A 17814-nucleotide genomic window follows, 5' to 3' on the forward strand; every position below is an offset into this window, starting at 1 on the left:
TGGTGGCCGGGTTCGCCGACGGCGGCCTGCTGCTCGAGTTCGTGTGTTCCGCTGGCAAGGCCCCCGTGTGCGGAAAGGCTTTCGCTTGCGGATTGCGCCTCGCGGATGACACGCGGTGGGAGCCTATCCCATGAGTGTGGCTAGGGCTCGTCGAGTCGCCCTTAGGGTCATCGCCCGAGTCCGCCGAGGTGGCTCTTGGGCACACGAGGTCCTCTCGGCAGAGCTTGAAGACTCACGCCTCGATGAGCGCGACGCCGCACTGGCCACTCGGCTGGCTTACGGCACCGTCGAGATGGGCGGTGTCCTCGATGAGGTTCTCGCGAAACACCTGAAGCGCCCATCCGGCGTCGAACCCAAGGTGCTCGATGCGCTGCGGCTCTCGACCTACGAGTTGTTGTGCCTACGCACACCTGCGCATGTCGCCGTCGACCAGGGAGTCGAGATGGTCGGAGCGATCGCACCCCGCGCAAAAGGGCTTGCCAACGCCGTCCTGCGCCGAATCGCCGAGGAGGCGCCCGAGTTCCCTTTCGGCGATGCCGATGCCGACCCCGAAGCGCTCGCCCGACTGACCGGCTTCCCATACTGGCTGGCCACGCGTTTGACCGAGGACCTGGGTTGGGATGCAGCCTCCCAGATGATGCGTGCGCACACGGCACCGGCCCCACTATACCTGGCGCACAATCCCTTCAAGGGCGACGAGGCGGCCCTCTTTGCGCGACTCCAGGAGGCGGGGGCTTCCCCTGAGTCTTTCGGGCCTGCGGGTTGCATACGTTGCGGCTCGGCTTCGGCTGTCTTGCGCTCAGGCGTACTCGCCGAAGGACTCGCCATCGTGGCAGACGCCGCCGCACAGGCGGTGGTCGCGATGATGCCGCTTGCCGATCGTATGCGCGTGATCGACATCGCAGCTGGCCGGGGCGGCAAGAGTGCGCTCATGCACTTCTCGGCGGCCCGGTCGGGATTCTCGATCGAGGTCGTTGCCACGGACATCCATGGCTTCAAGACCGACGTGATCGCCGAACGCATGCGGCTGCTGGGCGTCCCGCGCGTCACCACGGCGTGTGCGGATGCATCCGATCCTGCGGCTCTATCTGCCGCGGTGGGAGGCTCGGCCAGCGCAGACATCGTCCTGGTCGACGCACCGTGCACAGGAACCGGAACCCTGAGGCGTCACCCTGACAAGAGGTGGCGACTGGAACCCGCCCAAATCGCCGAGATGGCTGCTCTGGGAGCCAAGCTGCTCGCCAGCGGCGCGGGACTTGTCCGCTCCGGCGGTTTCGTGGTGTACTCGACATGCACGGTGATCCCTGAGGAGAACACCGGTGTCGTTGATGGGTTTTTGGGTTCTTCGGCAGGGGAGGGCTTCGAGGTCGTGGACCTGGCGACCAGCTCTGCGGGTTTATTCGGCGATACGATCATGCGTGGAGGGATGTTCCAGACGATTCCCGAGATCGAAGGTTTCGACGGTCATTTCGCCGCTTTGCTCCGCCGAAGGTAAGTTCGGCGGGTCGGCTCTATAAGGAGGTTCGATGCGTAGCACACGGATAGTGGAGATGCTGGAAGTCACAGAGGCTGCAGCACTTGCAGCCGGGCGTTGGATGGGGAAGGGCGACAAACATGCCGCCGATGGTGCCGCCGTGGAGGCCATGCGCGGCGCATTCAACGGATTGGACATATCAGGGCGCATCGTTATCGGCGAAGGTGAGCGTGATGAAGCGCCAATGCTCTTCATCGGCGAGGAGGTCGGAGCGGGCGGAGAGCGCATCGATATCGCAGTTGACCCGCTAGAAGGGACCAACCTGACAGCCTTTGGGCAGCCAAACTCGCTTGCGGTGCTTGCTTTCGGCCCCGAAGGGTCTCTACTCCATGCTCCTGACACCTATATGAACAAGCTTGCAGTCGGACCGATGGCAGCGGATGCCGTACACATTGACGCCACACCGACTGAGAACGTTCAGGCTGTCGCTAAGGCTTTGAAGCGCCCCGTAGAGGATATCGTGGTGTGCATACTGGACAGGGACCGCCACATCGACCTCATCGCAGAGGTCCGTCAAGCTGGTGCCAGGATCCGGCTGATCTCCGATGGCGACGTGTTCGGTGCTGTCGCTACCGCTATTCAGGGAACAGGAATCCATCTCTACCTAGGGATTGGCGCAGCTCCTGAGGGCGTTCTGGCGGCCGCAGCGATGCGCTGCATAGGCGGCAACTTCATGGGACGGTTCGCATTCCGCAGCCAAGAGGAGCGTGAACGCGCTGAAAAGATGGCGGTGTGCAACATCGACGGGATCTTGGACATGGACTGCCTTGTAGCCACCGACGAGGCAGCGTTCATCGCTACGGGAGTCACCGACGGCGAGATGCTTCGGGGCGTCAAGTACTTCGGCGCAGGGTCGCGCACCCACTCGATCGCGATGGACGGCAAGACCGGCACGGTGAGGTTCATCGAGACCGTCTACCGGACCGGGGGAGAGCATTTCTGGGTCCGAATGGACTAGCGGCTTTAGTCGGACTTTGCAGGACAGGTACTGCAGGCACTTTTCGAGCCTGCCGAATCGCAGCTAGCGACGGCAGGCTTATCTTTTGGCTTGCTCTTGTAGTCAGTGTTGTGGAAACCCGAGCCCTTGAAAACAACGCCTACCGGGGTGAAGACCCTCTTCATGGGAGCATCACATAGAGAACACGGATCGTCATGGGTAGACCCGACTGGGAGCGTAATCTCAACTGTCTTGCCACAGCTCGTGCAGCGAAAGTCGTAAGTAGGCATAGATCATTAGCTCCTCAGGTGCTCGAATAGCTGATACTGACTCCGAATGGCGCATAAGGATATACCCGGGTAGCCACATATTGCAAGAAGTCTGCCGCCGGCGCACTTCCTGCACCGGCGGCAGACGGATCCTGTCCTCAAACAGGGCAACGCTATTTAGTGGCTATTGCAGTGACGCCTGGGTCAAGCGGGCCATCTCATCTGTGGCCTTACGTGCACCGGCCAGTGTTTCCCTGGCCTCAGCACCGTCGTGGAAGCCAGTGCTGTTCTCCACCAGAATCCAATCAAGCAGGGTCTGTGCGCGACGGTGCTGCGCTTGCGCTTGGCGAATCAAAGCTTGGTCGGCTTCGGGATTGCGCCTAGCGTCGCGCAGAGCGTTGATCGCAGTCTCCAGATCAGTACCGATCGCGTTGGCCTCAGTCCTGATCTCTGACTGAAGGTCCTCAGTTCTAGTGATTATCGCATCGCCATCGGCGTGGCATTCCCCTAGACAGGAGGGCTCAACGGTCAAGAGGGGGCTTGTCAGCCAGTGGGAAGTGTACTCGTTGTTCTCAGCATCCCGCGCCTTGGGCATATGACAATCAGCGCACTGAAGGCCAAGCTGCTCATGGATACTGTCCTGGTAGAACTCGAACTCCGGGTGCTGTGCCTTGAGCACTCCGGCACCGGTGCGGGGGTGAGTCCAGTCTGAGAACCCTTCGGCATCGACATGTGCGAGAGCGTCCTCAGCGGTGAACCCGACACTCCATGGGAACACTATGCGGTTCTCAACCCCGGGGGCCTCGAAGTAGTACTCAGAGTGGCACTGGGCGCACACCAATGAGCGCATATCGAAGTCTTCGAGGGTCTTGCCCTGGGCGACGATGGCCTCCTCCAGCCAGGGGCGGGTAAGTGTCAGCTCAAAGTCGGGACTTTCCGCATCATGACAATCGATGCATGCGACGGGATGCGTGGTCTTGTCGGCTGCCTCGCTCCAGAGCATGGTGTTCAATTCTGTCTCACCATATTCAGCCACCAATGCTGGATAATCGGCAGATTTACAGGCCCAACATACACCGCCGAACTTGGGGCGCCCGCTGATCATAGTGTCTTCGACGGCGAACAGGTGACCACGCGATTCACGGAAATCGAACCAGAATCCGAATCCATGGTACATGGCCCGCATGAAGGGGTACTCGTCAAGCTTCTGGTACGGGACGGATCCGGCGTGTGCGGTTTCGGTCATCTCTGTGGTCCGTAGGTAACTCGCTACCTGGGCTGGGAAGCGATCCTGCCAATACTCTGATGCTGCCTGTGAGAGCTCAACCGCCGGCTCCTCGACCGCCGGTTCTTCTTGGGCGCAGCCAACTAAGCCGAGCGCCAGCATCAATGCGCCTACAATCAAAGCAATTGCGAGGGGAATCGGTTTCTTGGCTTTGACTTCGTCGCTCACAATACCCTGCACCTCCTCCATCGATAACGATACTTAATGAAATTATACCCATTAACTCCCATTAGTCACGAAACAGACTTCCGGAGTCATCGGCACGAACAGCGAGCCCCATCTCGGCTGTGGTGGTAATATTGCCTCTGACCGATTGCTCCACTACACACCGAAAGGCAGTCCACATGATCGAGCGGGATCGGCCGGTAAGGCCCCCATTGATCCCAAAGCAGGTTTACATCGCTGTAGGTATTTTGGCTGTCATAGCGATCGTCACTGTGGCAGCTGTCGTGGTTTCGACTCAGCTGGAGAGGGTTGTCGTTCCAGACGTTGTAGGCGTCTCCGAAGGAGAAGCTGAGGCCCGACTCGCACTACTTGAACTGCAGGCAGTGGTGGGGGAGCAGGTGTTCGACCCCGCGCCAGTCGGCACTGTATTGTCACAAGAACCGACTGCAGGAGTCTCCGTCACCCCAGGTACTGCGGTTACCTTACGCCTTTCGGCTGGGATCGAGGAGTTCACGATGCCCGATGTTTTCGGGTTTTCCTTGCCAGTGGCGAGGGCACAACTTGAGGGACGTGGCCTGACGATAATCGAGGAGCAAGTTCCATCCGACGCACCGATGGACACGGTCTTGTCGACCATTCCCTCGCCTGGAGCAACCGTGCGAACGGGTGACTTCGTTCGTGTGCAGATTGCTGCTGCACCAGAGGACGTCTCAGCCTTGTTGCCGCTCGATCTGACTGGACATGTGATCGCCATAGATCCTGCGCCGATCCAGGTCCCGCTGCCCGCCTCGGCAGCCGCCTCCCCGACAGCTGCCGTTACCGACCCCACCCTCGAGGTCGCCCGAAGGGTCGGCTCACTGCTAGAGGCAGCAGGAGCCAGGGTCATCATCACACGCTCGATGGTGATGCAGGACGCCTCGCCGCCGGTTCGCTCGGCAGTTGTGACCGGCACTATATCCGCCATCATAGGCCTGGACTTGACTACCCGCGCCGAGGAGCCCGGCGTCCACATCCGTGCGGTCAATCGGGTCTCCGCGCCGGGCACCTACGACTCAGCAATTGCCTTGGCGCGGGGAGTCGGAATCGCGTTCACAGAGGACGGCAAAGCTAACGTCCAAGGCGAGATTCCTGGCGACCCTGTGACGACGGCGGTGAGTGCTCCGGCGATGCGGATCACTCTTGGGTCACTGGCTGTGGCCGAGGACGCTGTGATGTTCGCGGATCCTGCGTGGGCGGATTCGATTGCGCGCACGCTCTACCGTGGGGTGGGCGAGTGGCTCACCGTACCGGGTCGCGGGCTTTGAGAAGCGATTCCTAATCGCGTTCTGCTCCGCTAGAATCCCAAGATGACTACCATAAGCTGGCTGGAGGAGTGTCTGTGAATCGCGATTACGACCCGAGTTCCATAGAGCCCAAGTGGCAACAGGCGTGGAAGCGGGATGATCTGTACAAGGTCATCGAGCAACCTGGCAAGCCCAAGTACTATGTACTCGAGATGTTCCCGTATCCCAGCGGCGACATTCACATGGGACACGTTCGCAATTACACGATAGGCGACGTCGTCGCCCGGCAGCTGAAGATGCGCGGGTACGATGTGTTGCACCCGATGGGTTGGGATGCCTTCGGACTACCTGCCGAGAATGCCGCCATCAAAGGCAACACACACCCCGCTACCTGGACCTATGCGAACATCGAGAAGCAGAAAGCCAGCTTCGAGGCGATGGGCTTCGCGTACGACTGGGACCGCAGTGCGCCTCGCCGCCGGTTCGCTCGGCAGTTGTGACCGGCACTATATCCGCCATCATAGGCCTGGACTTGACTACCCGCGCCGAGGAGCCCGGCGTCCACATCCGTGCGGTCAATCGGGTCTCCGCGCCGGGCACCTACGACTCAGCAATTGCCTTGGCGCGGGGAGTCGGAATCGCGTTCACAGAGGACGGCAAAGCTAACGTCCAAGGCGAGATTCCTGGCGACCCTGTGACGACGGCGGTGAGTGCTCCGGCGATGCGGATCACTCTTGGGTCACTGGCTGTGGCCGAGGACGCTGTGATGTTCGCGGATCCTGCGTGGGCGGATTCGATTGCGCGCACGCTCTACCGTGGGGTGGGCGAGTGGCTCACCGTACCGGGTCGCGGGCTTTGAGAAGCGATTCCTAATCGCGTTCTGCTCCGCTAGAATCCCAAGATGACTACCATAAGCTGGCTGGAGGAGTGTCTGTGAATCGCGATTACGACCCGAGTTCCATAGAGCCCAAGTGGCAACAGGCGTGGAAGCGGGATGATCTGTACAAGGTCATCGAGCAACCTGGCAAGCCCAAGTACTATGTACTCGAGATGTTCCCGTATCCCAGCGGCGACATTCACATGGGACACGTTCGCAATTACACGATAGGCGACGTCGTCGCCCGGCAGCTGAAGATGCGCGGGTACGATGTGTTGCACCCGATGGGTTGGGATGCCTTCGGACTACCTGCCGAGAATGCCGCCATCAAAGGCAACACACACCCCGCTACCTGGACCTATGCGAACATCGAGAAGCAGAAAGCCAGCTTCGAGGCGATGGGCTTCGCGTACGACTGGGACCGCAGTGTGGTGACGTGCGACCAGAGCTACTACCGGTGGGGGCAGTGGATATTCCTGCAGTTTTGGCACCGCGGGCTTGTGGAACGCAAGATGTCACCTGTGAACTGGTGCCCGGACTGTGCGACCGTTCTCGCCAACGAGCAGGTATTGGGCGATGGCGAGTGCTGGCGCTGCAAGACCGTCGTGGTCAAGCGCGACTTGGAGCAGTGGTACCTCAAGATCACCGAGTACGCGCAGGAGCTGCTCGATGATCTGGAGACGCTGACCGGCTGGCCCGAGCGCGTCAAGGCGATGCAAGCCAATTGGATCGGGCGTTCCCAAGGCGCTCTTGTCGACTTCGAGTGGTGCGACGCGACTGGGAGCCCGTCTGGGGAGACGGTCTCGGTGTTCACCACACGCCCTGACACTCTTTTTGGTTGTACATTCTTCCTGCTAGCTCCTGAGCATCCACTGGTGCACCAGATGGTCGTCGGCACCGAGTTCGAGTCGGCTGTAGTCGAGGTTCAAAGGGCAGCAGCTCGCCAAAGCGCAGTCGAACGCTCCATGACCGAGAGGCCCAAGCTTGGCGCTTTCACCGGACGATACGTCATCAATCCCGTAAACGGCGAGAGAGTGCCCGTCTGGATCGCCGACTATGTCCTCATGGACTACGGAACTGGTGCTGTGATGGCCGTGCCCTGTGGTGATCAGCGGGATTTCGAGTTCGCCCGGACCTACGGGCTGCCGATTCCGCCGGTGGTTCTCTCGGTGGAAGATCCGCTTTACGAGCGCCTGAAGAGCGAAACCCAGCGGGTGGTCGAAGATGTTGATTGGGACTCGGCCTACGATGGGTCTGGCGTGATGGTGCAGTCACACGACTTCACTGGTACCCCTACCGGGAAGGACGGTGAAGGGGTCCGCAAAGTCATCGAGTGGCTGGAGGCCAACGGCAAGGGCCAGGGGGCTATCAACTTCCGTCTGAGGGATTGGCTGATCTCTAGGCAGCGCTACTGGGGCAACCCTATCCCGGCGATCCACTGCCCGGTGTGCGGCCTGGTTCCGGTTCCCGAGAAGGATCTGCCGGTAATCCTGCCGCCTGATGTCGACATCACCAAGGGCGAGACGCTTGCGGATCATCCTGAGTTCTACCTGACCACTTGCCCGGAGTGCGACGGTCCTGCTCGGCGGGAGACCGACACGATGGACACGTTCACGTGCTCTTCGTGGTACTACCTGAGGTACTGCGATGCTCGCAACGAAGACGAGATATGGGACCGTGCGAAGGCTTCTCACTGGATGCCGGTCAACCAGTATATCGGTGGGATCGAGCACGCCATCCTGCACCTACTCTATTCGCGCTTCTTCACCAAGGTTTTCCGCGACATGGGGCTGATCGAGGCCTCCGAGCCCTTCACCAACCTTCTGACTCAGGGGATGGTCAAGAAGGACGGCGAGACGATGTCCAAATCCCGAGGCAACGTAGTAGCCCCCGAGGAGATTATCGCCCGTTACGGCGCTGATACGCTTCGCCTCTACATTCTCTTCATGGCGCCGCCGGACAAGGACCTCGAGTGGTCCAACGAGGGTCTGGAGGGCATCTATCGTTGGCTTGCCAGGGTCTGGCGTCTGGTAGAGGCGATTTCGGCCGAATACGCCGACAGCGGGTCGCAACTAACGGTGACAGGCGAGGCGCAGGCAGTGCTGTACCGAGAAATCCACAGGGTCATCCAGAAGGTGACCGATGATGTTGCTCGCTTCTCCCTGAACACCTCGATCGCTGCGATGATGGAGCTCACCAATGCGGCGTATCAGTACCGCAACGCGTCTGAAGGTGACACTCGTAACACCGGATTGCAACTCGAAGTCGCGAAGGTGCTCGTGAAGCTGCTAGCTTCGTATGCTCCGCACATCGCCGAAGAGATGTGGCAGGAGCTCCTCGGCGGTACGGGTTCGATTCACCTCGAGCCGTGGCCCGAGTTCGATCCAGCCGCGGTCGTTGCGGACACGGTCGAAATGGCAGTTCAGGTGAACGGCAAGGTCAGAGCTAGGATCAGCGTGTCTGCAGATGCCTCTGAGGAAACCGTCAAGGAGCTCGCCTTGTCGTCGGTTTCAGACCAGACCGCGGGTGCAGTCATCAAGAAGGTAGTCGTGGTGCCGCGCAAGCTTGTCAGCATAGTGATGGCTGGCGGGTAGCGTCCTTCAGTCTTGCGGTTGGATTCGGTTCAGACACAGGTAAGGTTCTGGTTCGATGGTCATGGTCTAATCGGATGCATCGCCGATAATGCGATGATCGACTGACCGATTTTCAGCCTCCCCTCGGCTGCAAAGGCTTCTGCCTGTGACGCCTGAGGGGGCTTGTAAGTGAACCATCCTACTCGCCGAGGAAGCCTCGACGAACTGCTCGCACGTGCCGGGTTGGCGCATGTGAATCGCTACATCGTGTATGTCGGAGCGGCAATCTTCATCTGCGGGATTGTTTTTGCTCTCTTTCGCTGGTGGCCAGGGGGACTGGCCAGCGATCAAGAGTTCTCGATAGATGCGCCTGTGACCGATATCGCTCGGCCAGAGAACTCGCCAGGATCTGCAACTGAGACGGTGTCTGCTGCTGTAGAAGCAACGCTTGTTGTACACGTTGCGGGTGCTGTTTTGCGTCCAGGCGTTGTGGAATGTCCCCCTGGAAGTAGGGTTCAAGACGCGATATCTCTCGCTGGCGGGCCTTTGGGCAACGCTTCCACTGACGCTATCAACCTTGCCCGTCTTTTGACCGACGGGGAGCAGATATTCGTTCCGACCCATGATCAGGCATCCACAATGCAACAGGGGAGTGGCGGGCGTGCAACCGTCGGCTCTTCTGACCCCGCGGTGATCGACTTGAACAGTGCGACAGCCGAGGAACTGCAATCGCTACCAGGGATCGGTCCGTCGATCTCGGAGAGGATAGTCGCTGATCGTGAGGCCAATGGGCCATTCGGTAGTCCTGAGGACTTGATGCGGGTCTCGGGAATCGGACAGAAACGATTTGATTCGCTCAAAGAGATGATCTCCGTTAGGTGACTCAGTGACCCTACCGCTCGACATCGAGCAAGAGGATGCGACCGGCGGAGCAGTCAGACCGTCCATACCGGTGCTGGCGTGGGGGGCGGGGTGTCAGTGGTTCGGTGTGGTTTTGGCCGAACACTTCGCCTGGAATGGCGCCAGCGTGATCCGAGAAGAGGTGTGGTGGATAGCCTGCGTTGCGATTGTTGCAGCGATCCTGGTGTCTGTGTTGCTCGGCGGTCGGCGACAATGGGGAGTCGGTCTGGCTGTCATCGGGTTGACCGCAGGACTGGTATCCGGGGGATTGTACTGGGGTGATGTAGATCAGGCTCGAGAGAACCTCAAGGAGCGAGGTGCTATCGAAATCAGCGGGGTCGTTTCGGAGGATCCGACCTCTAACGAGGGCCGGGTCACGGTTCGCATGTCGCTCGAAGACGGGAACCTCAAAGGCTCCAAAGTGGCGGTGAGTTGGCCTAGCGACGCTACAGTTCCGAGGGCCGGTCAGCGTGTTGAGGTTCGGGGCAGCTTTCAGAGTGCTTCATCTCGCGATGAGTGGGCTCGCAAGGCCCATCGTCGGGGCGAAGCAGGCAGGCTGCGCGTCTATTGGGTCGAGATGGGCCCCTATGCCTCGACCTTGGTCGGGTCGATGGCATCGACACGGCAGCGCCTCTACGACGGTATCAATCGGATCCCGGGTGATGGTGCGATGCTGCTTCAGGGGATGCTCCTCGGCGATCAGACCCGACTGCGTGGTTCGATAGCCGAGGAGAACTTCCGGACCACTGGACTCTCGCATCTCATTGCAGTGTCAGGCGGACATCTCGTCATTGTCGCGTACTTGATGAGCCTGGGGATGCGTGCGGTCGGGGTTCCGAGGAGATCTGCAGCGCTGGTAGTTCTTGTTGTTTGTGCGGCATACGTAGGGCTAAGTGGTGCACAGTCTTCAGCCGTGAGATATTTCGTCATGAGCGTCATCTCTGGGATGGCACCCCTCGTTGGCCGACGGGGTGATTCTTTGAGTGCACTGTCACTCGGGGTGATCGGACTATTGTTGTTCCGTCCCTCATGGGCGTTTTCGATTGGATTGACACTGTCTGTGGTCGCAGTCGCTGGACTGATCATCTTCGGCACTTTGGCGGCCGAATGGGCCAGGGCGGCGGCTCCAAGACTTCCAGAGTGGATAACATCGGGCTTGGCGTCATCCGTCGTTGCGCAAGTCACGACAGTCCCCGTCATCGTTCCAGTCTTCAACATGCTCTCACTGATCGGTCCCATCGCTAATGTTCTTGCACTTCCTTTGGTCACCGCTAGCCTTGGTCTGGGCCTTGTTGGCGGCGCTCTCTACTTGGTCCACTCCCCGACAGGGACCTTCATACTTCAGGCTGCCACTGTCCCGATGTCTATTTCAGTAGATATGGCCGCATGGCTAGCAGCCTTGCCGTATGCTGCGATCGCTTTACACGGGTCGGCCGCGGCAATCGGGTCGGGGCTGGGACTCATCTCAGTAATCGTTTGGTGTTGGTGGCCGAAGCCCAAGGACGGTCGTGTCGCCCGTTTGGCGATTACTGCCTTGCTGGCGGGGGCTGTGATGTGGGTGACAGCGCCCGTGAGCCCGTCGGCTTCGCGGGCGATCTTTCTGGATGTCGGACAAGGAGATGCCATCCTTCTTGTTTGCGGTGACAGCAGCGTATTGATTGATGCTGGCGAGTGCCCCAAAGTCCTCAGAAAGGCAGTTGCCAGACACGGAGTGCGCACACTAGATGCGGCTATCATCACGCATGACCACTTAGACCACTACGGTGGCCTCGAGGGACTAGTTGGCGTGGTTGGCGTCGAGCGCATATTGGTTCCTAGTACTGCCGATAAGGCCGACTTTGAGTGGCTGCCTGGTATAGCGAACAGGTTGCGCGCACAGGTGGAGGAGGTATCGAGCGGGCAGACCTTGCGGGTTGGTGCACTGGTGGGCGACGTTCTGTGGCCACCAGCGGAGTGGCGAGGAGAGGAGGTCAATGACTCGAGTGTGATAATTCGTTTCGCCGGGGGAAATCGGTCCCTGCTGCTTACCGGTGATGCCGAGTCTGGCCCGCTGGGCACGCTTCTGGCGGAAGGAGCGTTGGAGCCAGTTTGTGTGGTGAAGGTTCCACATCATGGAAGCGACGAGGCGCTATCCGATGAAGTGGTGGAGTTCTTGCAGCCATCGCTTGCAGTGATCAGCGTCGGGTCCGACAATAGGTTCGGGCATCCTACCGCGTCGACTCTGAGTCTGTTGCGCGAGGCCGGTGTCAGGATTTCGAGGACCGATCGCGATGGAGATGTGACATTCTGTCTCAATACCGGCAAGGCAGGAATACAAGGTAAGTAGGCACTGTGCGAGAATAGTTTCGCCAAACATCGCAACAGTGTGAAGTCAGGAGTAATGATTCATGCCCTCGAAGGTCAATGAGCTCAAGCCCGTTTATCTCATCTATGGCGAGCAGGAACTGTTGTTGCAGCGCGCGCTCGACCGATTGGTAAAACGGATCTCCGATTCAGGGGGGTCTGAATTCGACATCGATATCCTCGACGGGGAAGACGCCTCCGTAGACACGATACTGAGCTCTGCGAATATTCTGCCGTTCATGGCAGAACGGCGTTTGGTCATCGTACGCAGAGCCGACAAATTGTCTACCGCAGAGCTAGGTAGCCTGGCGGATTACGCGAAGAACCCCAACGCCATGTCCACTCTGGTCCTGGTGTTCAAGAAGATTGCGAAGAATCTTCGGGTTTACAAGGCCGTTGACGCCCTGGGTGGTGTTGCTGAGTATAAGCCGCCCTCCAAGCAGAGGTTCCCACAATTCGTGGTAGAGATGTTTGCGGAACGTGGCAAGAAGATGGGGATCGAAGCCGCGGAACTCTTTGTCAGTGCCGTTGGTTACGACCTGCGTCACATCGATACGGAAATCGGGAAGGTCATCGCCTATACAGGCGATCGGATTACTCTCTCGCGCAAAGATGTCGAGCAGGTAGTCACGCAGACAGCCCCACCCTCGATCTTCGAACTCCTAGAAGCCATCGGTGATCGGAATGTAAGGGGAGCACTTTCGCTCCTTGCTAGATTGCTAGGATCAGGAGAGTCGATACACGGAGTCCATGCGATGACCTCGCGACATATCCGGACGCTGATCTCTGTGAAGGCAGTCATTGATCGTGTTGACGGAGCGCGTGGCCCCGAGGGTGTGGCGCGAGCGATTGGCGGGGGGCTGCAGGCTTGGCAGGCCAAGCGATTAATTACGCAAGCCGGAAAGTATACCTCCGAGGAGCTAGTGTCTGCCCTCAGGTTGCTTGCGTCAACTGAGCTGGAAATGAAAACGAGCCGGGATGCCCGGCTCGCTTACGAGCGCTGGATCTGCGAAGTCTGTCCGCAAAGCCGCTGATCGCCATAGGGTAGCGACGGAGTTCTACTCGCCGCCGTTCACTCTCTTGGAGATTCCAGACTTGCGGTTGGCAGCCTGGTTCTTGTGGATTACGCCCTTGCTTGCGGCACGATCCAGCAATCTAGCTGCCTGGCTGGCGGCAGTCTTAGCCGTGTCCATGTCTTTTGCAGCGATCGCAGCGTCAACCTTCTTAATCGCAGTCTTGACCTCTGACTTGACGGCCTTGTTGCGAAGTCTGGCCTTCTCGCTGGTTATTATCCGCTTCTTCTGACTCTTGATGTTTGCCACTTGAAAGATCCCTTCGGTAATTATCGTTTTCGGTTCGCCCTACAGGTACGATGATGCGGACGAACCTGGCGATGTTATCACAACAGTCGACCGGATTCTAGGCGTCATACGAGTAAAGAGTGACGCATGTCCCGAAATTGGTTGCGCCGCTTGCAGCCTGCCCTGTTAGAATCGTGCCTTATGAGCAATCCACAGTATATCCGAAACTTCTCTATCATCGCGCACATCGACCACGGCAAATCGACGCTTGCCGATCGAGTGCTCGAGTTTACCCATACCGTGGCTGACCGGGATATGGTCGAACAAGTGCTCGACTCGATGGACATTGAGCGCGAGCGTGGAATCACCATCAAAGCCCAGGCTGTACGCGTCACCTACGATGCCAAGGATGGTCACACGTACCAACTCAACCTTATCGACACGCCAGGGCATGTGGATTTCACCTATGAGGTCTCACGTTCGCTGCAAGCGTGCGAGGGAGTGCTTCTGGTCGTTGATGCTGCTCAGGGCGTCGAGGCACAGACAGTGGCCAATGCGCTCATGGCCATGAGCGCTGAGCTGGAGATAATCCCCGTCATCAATAAGATCGATCTTCCTGCTGCCGACCCGGAGCGTGTTCGCTACGAGATCGAAGAAGGACTGGCGATTCCGGCAGACGAGGCTGTCCTGACGAGCGGAAAAACCGGCGAGGGCATCGTTGATGCATTAGAAGCCGTTGTCCAGCGCATACCTCCGCCTCGGGGAAACAGGGAGGCACCACTCAAAGCCCTGATCTTCGACTCTTACTTCGACACCTACAGAGGGGTCGTGGCATTGGTAAGGATCGTCGACGGTGAGATCCGTAGGAACATGAAGGTGCGTTACATGGCGACCGGAGCAGTCACTGAGGTCGAAGAGGTCGGTGTGCGGCGTCCCGCCAATATGCCAGTTGCTGTTCTGAGCCCTGGTGAGGTGGGTTACATCGTCACGGGACTGAAGGATCCCTCCCAGGTCAAGGTCGGCGACACGATCACTCTGGCTAAGCACGGAGCGACTGACCCCCTGCCTGGCTATCGCGAGGTCAAACCCATGGTGTATACCGGGCTTTTCCCGATAGACGGAGACCAGTATCCCAGCCTTCGCGATGCTCTTGAGAAGCTGCAGCTCAACGATCCTGCTCTAGTTTTCGAGCCGGAGAACAGTCACGCTTTGGGCTTCGGCTTTCGTGTAGGGTTCCTCGGGCTGCTTCATATGGAGGTCGTCAAAGAGCGTCTTGAGCGCGAGTTCGACCTCGATTTGTTGGCGACAGCCCCAAGCGTTGCCTATCGGGTAACGACGACTGCGGGCAAGACACTTGAGATCCACTCACCCCAGGACATGCCGGAGCCGGGTGCGATCGAGTCGATCGAGGAGCCATATCTCAAGGTCCAGGTCATCGTCCCGCCGGAATACGTCGGGGCGGTGATGGAGCTCGCCGAAAGTCGCCGCGCGACCTTCAAGGACATGCAGTACCTGTCCAAGACCACCGTGGACATGCACTACGAGATGCCGCTCTCGGAGTTGATCATGGACTTCTTCGACCAGCTCAAGAGCCGAACCAAAGGCTACGCCTCGCTTGACTACGAGGTTTCGGGGTACGCCCCGGGTGCGCTGGTGAAGCTCGATATCCTTTTGGCTGGCAAGGTCGTGGATGCACTCTCGTTCATAGTCCACAAGGACAAGGCTTATGCCCGAGGCAAGGTTCTCACCGAGAAGTTGCTCGACATCATTCCTCGGCAGATGTTTGAGGTTCCCATCCAAGCTGCAATCGGAGGACGGATATTAGCCCGCGAAACGGTCCGCGCCAAACGCAAGGATGTCTTGGCTAAGTGCTACGGTGGTGACATCACTCGGAAACGCAAGCTGCTGGAGAAGCAGAAGAAGGGCAAGAAGCGGATGAAGCACGTCGGCAACGTTGAAGTTCCCCAGGAAGCATTCATGGCCATACTCAAGGTGGATGAGTGAGTGGCCCCGAGCTGCCGCCTCATGTTTATGTGCACGTCCCGTTCTGCCGCTCCAAGTGCAGTTATTGCGACTTTTTCTCCGTAGCTAGAGCCGATGAGGATCTGCTCGATGCTGTAGGCGCAAGACTCGAGCTCGATCTCGCCCTTTGGGGTTCTGCTGGCTTGCCTGGTCAGGTGCAAAGCATCTACTTCGGTGGCGGGACGCCTACACTGCTGGCTGAGCGGCTCCCCGAGCTGGTTCGGCGGGCCCGTGAGGTGCTGCCGCTTGCCGAAGACGCCGAGATCACCGTCGAGGCCAATCCGGATTCGCTGGAAACCGCATTCATCGCGGATATGGCATCGGTAGGAGTCACGAGGATCAGCCTAGGGGTGCAATCGTTCGATCCGGCAACCTTGCGCCGCTTGGGCAGGATTCACCGTGCCGAAACCGCCCTACAGATGGCTGCTGCGATCGAGCAATGCGGCCTCGAGCTCTCGCTCGACCTGATTTGCGGGGTGCCGGGACTCACAGACGATGGATGGGCTCACTCGCTTGAGCGAGCCGTGGGCAGCGGGGCCGGCCATATCTCGGTCTATCCACTGACCCTGGAGGCAGGACGCTCACTGGTCGGGGGAGAAGGCCACGACGCCTGCGACCCTGATTCTGCAGCGAATCAAATGCTGATCGCGGAGGAATACCTTGCCGCATGCGGATTGGGCCGCTACGAGGTTGCAAACTACGCATTTCCGGGTCGAGAGTCGGTGCACAACCTTGCGTACTGGCAAGCCCGCCAGTACCTGGGGTTGGGGCCCTCCGCCTGCGGGATGCTCGATTCACCGACTGCCTTGCACACCGGTATGCTCGGCGCCGAAGCCGGCGGCGAGATTGCGCGGGTCAGATATTGCCAGGCAGCTTCGGTAGAGGCATGGCTGCATGGGGAGCTGCCGGAAATCGAGTCGCTGGACCAGCAAGAGGCCGCTCGTGAGGACCTGATGATGGGCCTTCGGTTGACTGAAGGGGTTGCGGCCGACTGCTTTGCGCGTGCGGGGCTGGCTTCGGTGCTTGACGAGCTCAAGTCAGTGGGGCTTCTGGAGTCCTTCGATGCCGAGGATGGCCCGCGGGTGCGTACCACACGCCGCGGCTGGCTTCTCGGCAATGAGGTGTTCTCACGGGTGTGGAACGCGAGTTGAGTGCGGTGCGATCGTTATTGTGAGGGCGGCGGAGTGCGACTCGGGCGTAGTGGTCCCAAGATTGCTGTTGGCCGATCGCTGGCACTCGCTATAATGGAGTGCCAATCACGCAAGTAATGGAGTGAGGATGCTTTCTGGTAGACGCCACCAGGTGCTCAAAGCCCTGGTGCAAGAGTACATATCAACTGGTCAGCCAGTCGGTTCCAAGCACTTGGTTGACCGACATGGCCTGTGCTGCAGTTCGGCGACTGTAAGAAACGAGTTGGCCGCTCTTGAGGAGGGCGGGTTCGTTCACCAACCGCACATCAGCGCTGGCAGAGTACCCACCGACTCCGGCTATCGGCAGTTCGTTGACGGAATCCTCGAGGTCGAGTGCGGCGTCGCGGAAACGCCTGCACCGCATGACGGAGATGATTCTCGGCCGTCCAGCAAGTGTGGTGTGCCCGCCGAGGAGTTGATTGCCACCACTTCGGCGGCTCTTGCGAATCTGACGCACTACGTCGCGGTCGTGCTTGCGTCGCCGATCCAGATCTCGCGGATCCACAAGGTCGATGTCGTGCTGATGGATGCGCGACGACTCTTGTTGCTGCTGATCTTCGAGTCAGGCAAGGTGGTAAGCCGCCACATCATCACGTCAGAGGATGTGAGTCCGGCCGACCTGTCCGGCGTGCAACAGTGGGCGAGTGATTCGCTTGCCGGAAACACCCTCGATGAGGCCAGAGCAACGACCCGCCTTGCTGTCCCAGAGAGTCTCGATGGTGGCCTGACCAGGAGGATCTTCGAGGAGGTGCTTGCCGTCGTCGAGGAGAGCGAGCGCGACAGGGTGCATCACGTAGGCATCGGGGAGCTGGCATCGCTACCTGATTTCGCCGAAAGTGCCCGCCTCAGACCGCTGCTTGGCTTGCTCGAGGACGGAATCGCCATGCTTGATACGCTCGCTGAGGTCATGAGTGATCGCGGCATCGTAGTGCGGATCGGGAACGAGAATACGCGTCGGGAGCTCGACGTGATGAGCATGGTCATGACCACCTATGGCGCTTCGCGGGTCGATGGAGTCGTCGGTGTCATCGGCCCCAAACGAATGGACTATCAACGTTCGATCGCAGCGGTCCGGGTGGCGGCCAACGATCTGACGACCAAGCTCGGATGAAGGCAGCGGCCCGCGAAAGTGCGC

General features: G+C 59.4%; 13 protein-coding genes and 1 pseudogene. 12 read left to right on the forward strand and 2 right to left on the reverse strand.

Translation table 11 applies throughout. The annotated features are described in order from the left end of the window. Window positions 1-130: 130 nt before the first annotated feature. On the forward strand, window positions 131-1495 hold the full coding sequence (locus tag M1617_06095; protein MCL5887844.1) for an antitermination protein NusB: 1365 nt from the start codon (window positions 131-133) through the stop codon (window positions 1493-1495). A gap of 31 nt (window positions 1496-1526) precedes the next feature. Then, complete coding sequence (glpX, locus tag M1617_06100; protein ID MCL5887845.1) at window positions 1527-2492, forward strand: class II fructose-bisphosphatase; 966 nt, start codon at window positions 1527-1529, stop codon at window positions 2490-2492. A 432-nt stretch (window positions 2493-2924) separates the two neighbouring features. Here glpX and M1617_06105 read toward each other — a convergent pair whose 3' ends face one another. After that, on the reverse strand, window positions 2925-4193 hold the full coding sequence (locus M1617_06105; protein ID MCL5887846.1) for an ammonia-forming cytochrome c nitrite reductase subunit c552: 1269 nt from the start codon (window positions 4191-4193) through the stop codon (window positions 2925-2927). Window positions 4194-4369: 176 nt separating this feature from the next. Between M1617_06105 and M1617_06110 the strand changes: the two genes are divergently transcribed. The 7 genes and pseudogenes from M1617_06110 to holA all read left to right on the forward strand — a co-directional run bounded on the left by M1617_06110 (window position 4370) and on the right by holA (window position 13200). After that, window positions 4370-5494: a PASTA domain-containing protein gene (locus M1617_06110; GenBank protein ID MCL5887847.1), complete on the forward strand. Its 1125-nt coding sequence runs from the start codon at window positions 4370-4372 to the stop codon at window positions 5492-5494. 74 nt (window positions 5495-5568) lie between these two features. Continuing rightward, window positions 5569-5937 (forward strand): annotated as a pseudogene (locus tag M1617_06115) (class I tRNA ligase family protein). Window positions 5938-5969: 32 nt separating this feature from the next. Continuing rightward, window positions 5970-6332, forward strand: coding sequence for a hypothetical protein (locus M1617_06120; protein MCL5887848.1), 363 nt, complete (start codon window positions 5970-5972; stop codon window positions 6330-6332). 74 nt (window positions 6333-6406) lie between these two features. After that, a complete protein-coding gene (leuS, locus tag M1617_06125; protein ID MCL5887849.1) occupies window positions 6407-8944 on the forward strand; it encodes a leucine--tRNA ligase in 2538 nt (845 codons plus the stop codon). Between the two features lie 168 nt (window positions 8945-9112). Continuing rightward, the gene (locus M1617_06130) at window positions 9113-9805 is read left to right on the forward strand and encodes a helix-hairpin-helix domain-containing protein (GenBank protein ID MCL5887850.1); all 693 of its coding nucleotides are present in this window, start codon (window positions 9113-9115) and stop codon (window positions 9803-9805) included. Between the two features lie 4 nt (window positions 9806-9809). Continuing rightward, on the forward strand, window positions 9810-12149 hold the full coding sequence (locus M1617_06135) for a DNA internalization-related competence protein ComEC/Rec2 (protein MCL5887851.1): 2340 nt from the start codon (window positions 9810-9812) through the stop codon (window positions 12147-12149). A gap of 61 nt (window positions 12150-12210) precedes the next feature. Next, a complete protein-coding gene (gene holA / locus M1617_06140) occupies window positions 12211-13200 on the forward strand; it encodes a DNA polymerase III subunit delta (protein ID MCL5887852.1) in 990 nt (329 codons plus the stop codon). A gap of 24 nt (window positions 13201-13224) precedes the next feature. On the opposite strand, the gene rpsT is transcribed toward holA, so the two are convergent. Next, on the reverse strand, window positions 13225-13488 hold the full coding sequence (gene rpsT, locus M1617_06145; GenBank protein ID MCL5887853.1) for a 30S ribosomal protein S20: 264 nt from the start codon (window positions 13486-13488) through the stop codon (window positions 13225-13227). Between the two features lie 180 nt (window positions 13489-13668). Between rpsT and lepA the strand changes: the two genes are divergently transcribed. From lepA to hrcA, 3 genes are all read left to right on the forward strand, one after another. Further along, window positions 13669-15471: a translation elongation factor 4 gene (gene lepA / locus M1617_06150; GenBank protein ID MCL5887854.1), complete on the forward strand. Its 1803-nt coding sequence runs from the start codon at window positions 13669-13671 to the stop codon at window positions 15469-15471. Then, window positions 15468-16640 carry a radical SAM family heme chaperone HemW gene (gene hemW, locus M1617_06155; protein ID MCL5887855.1) on the forward strand — a complete coding sequence of 391 codons (1173 nt, stop codon included), beginning with the start codon at window positions 15468-15470 and terminating at the stop codon, window positions 16638-16640. Before lepA ends, hemW begins: the two co-directional genes overlap by 4 nt. Window positions 16641-16767: 127 nt before the next feature. Further along, window positions 16768-17790 (forward strand): heat-inducible transcriptional repressor HrcA, encoded by a 1023-nt coding sequence (hrcA, locus tag M1617_06160; protein MCL5887856.1) that lies wholly within the window; start codon window positions 16768-16770, stop codon window positions 17788-17790. The last annotated feature ends 24 nt before the right edge of the window (window positions 17791-17814 follow it).

Source organism: Actinomycetota bacterium, from assembly GCA_023488435.1.
Lineage (GTDB): Bacteria > Actinomycetota > Coriobacteriia > Anaerosomatales > UBA912 > UBA912.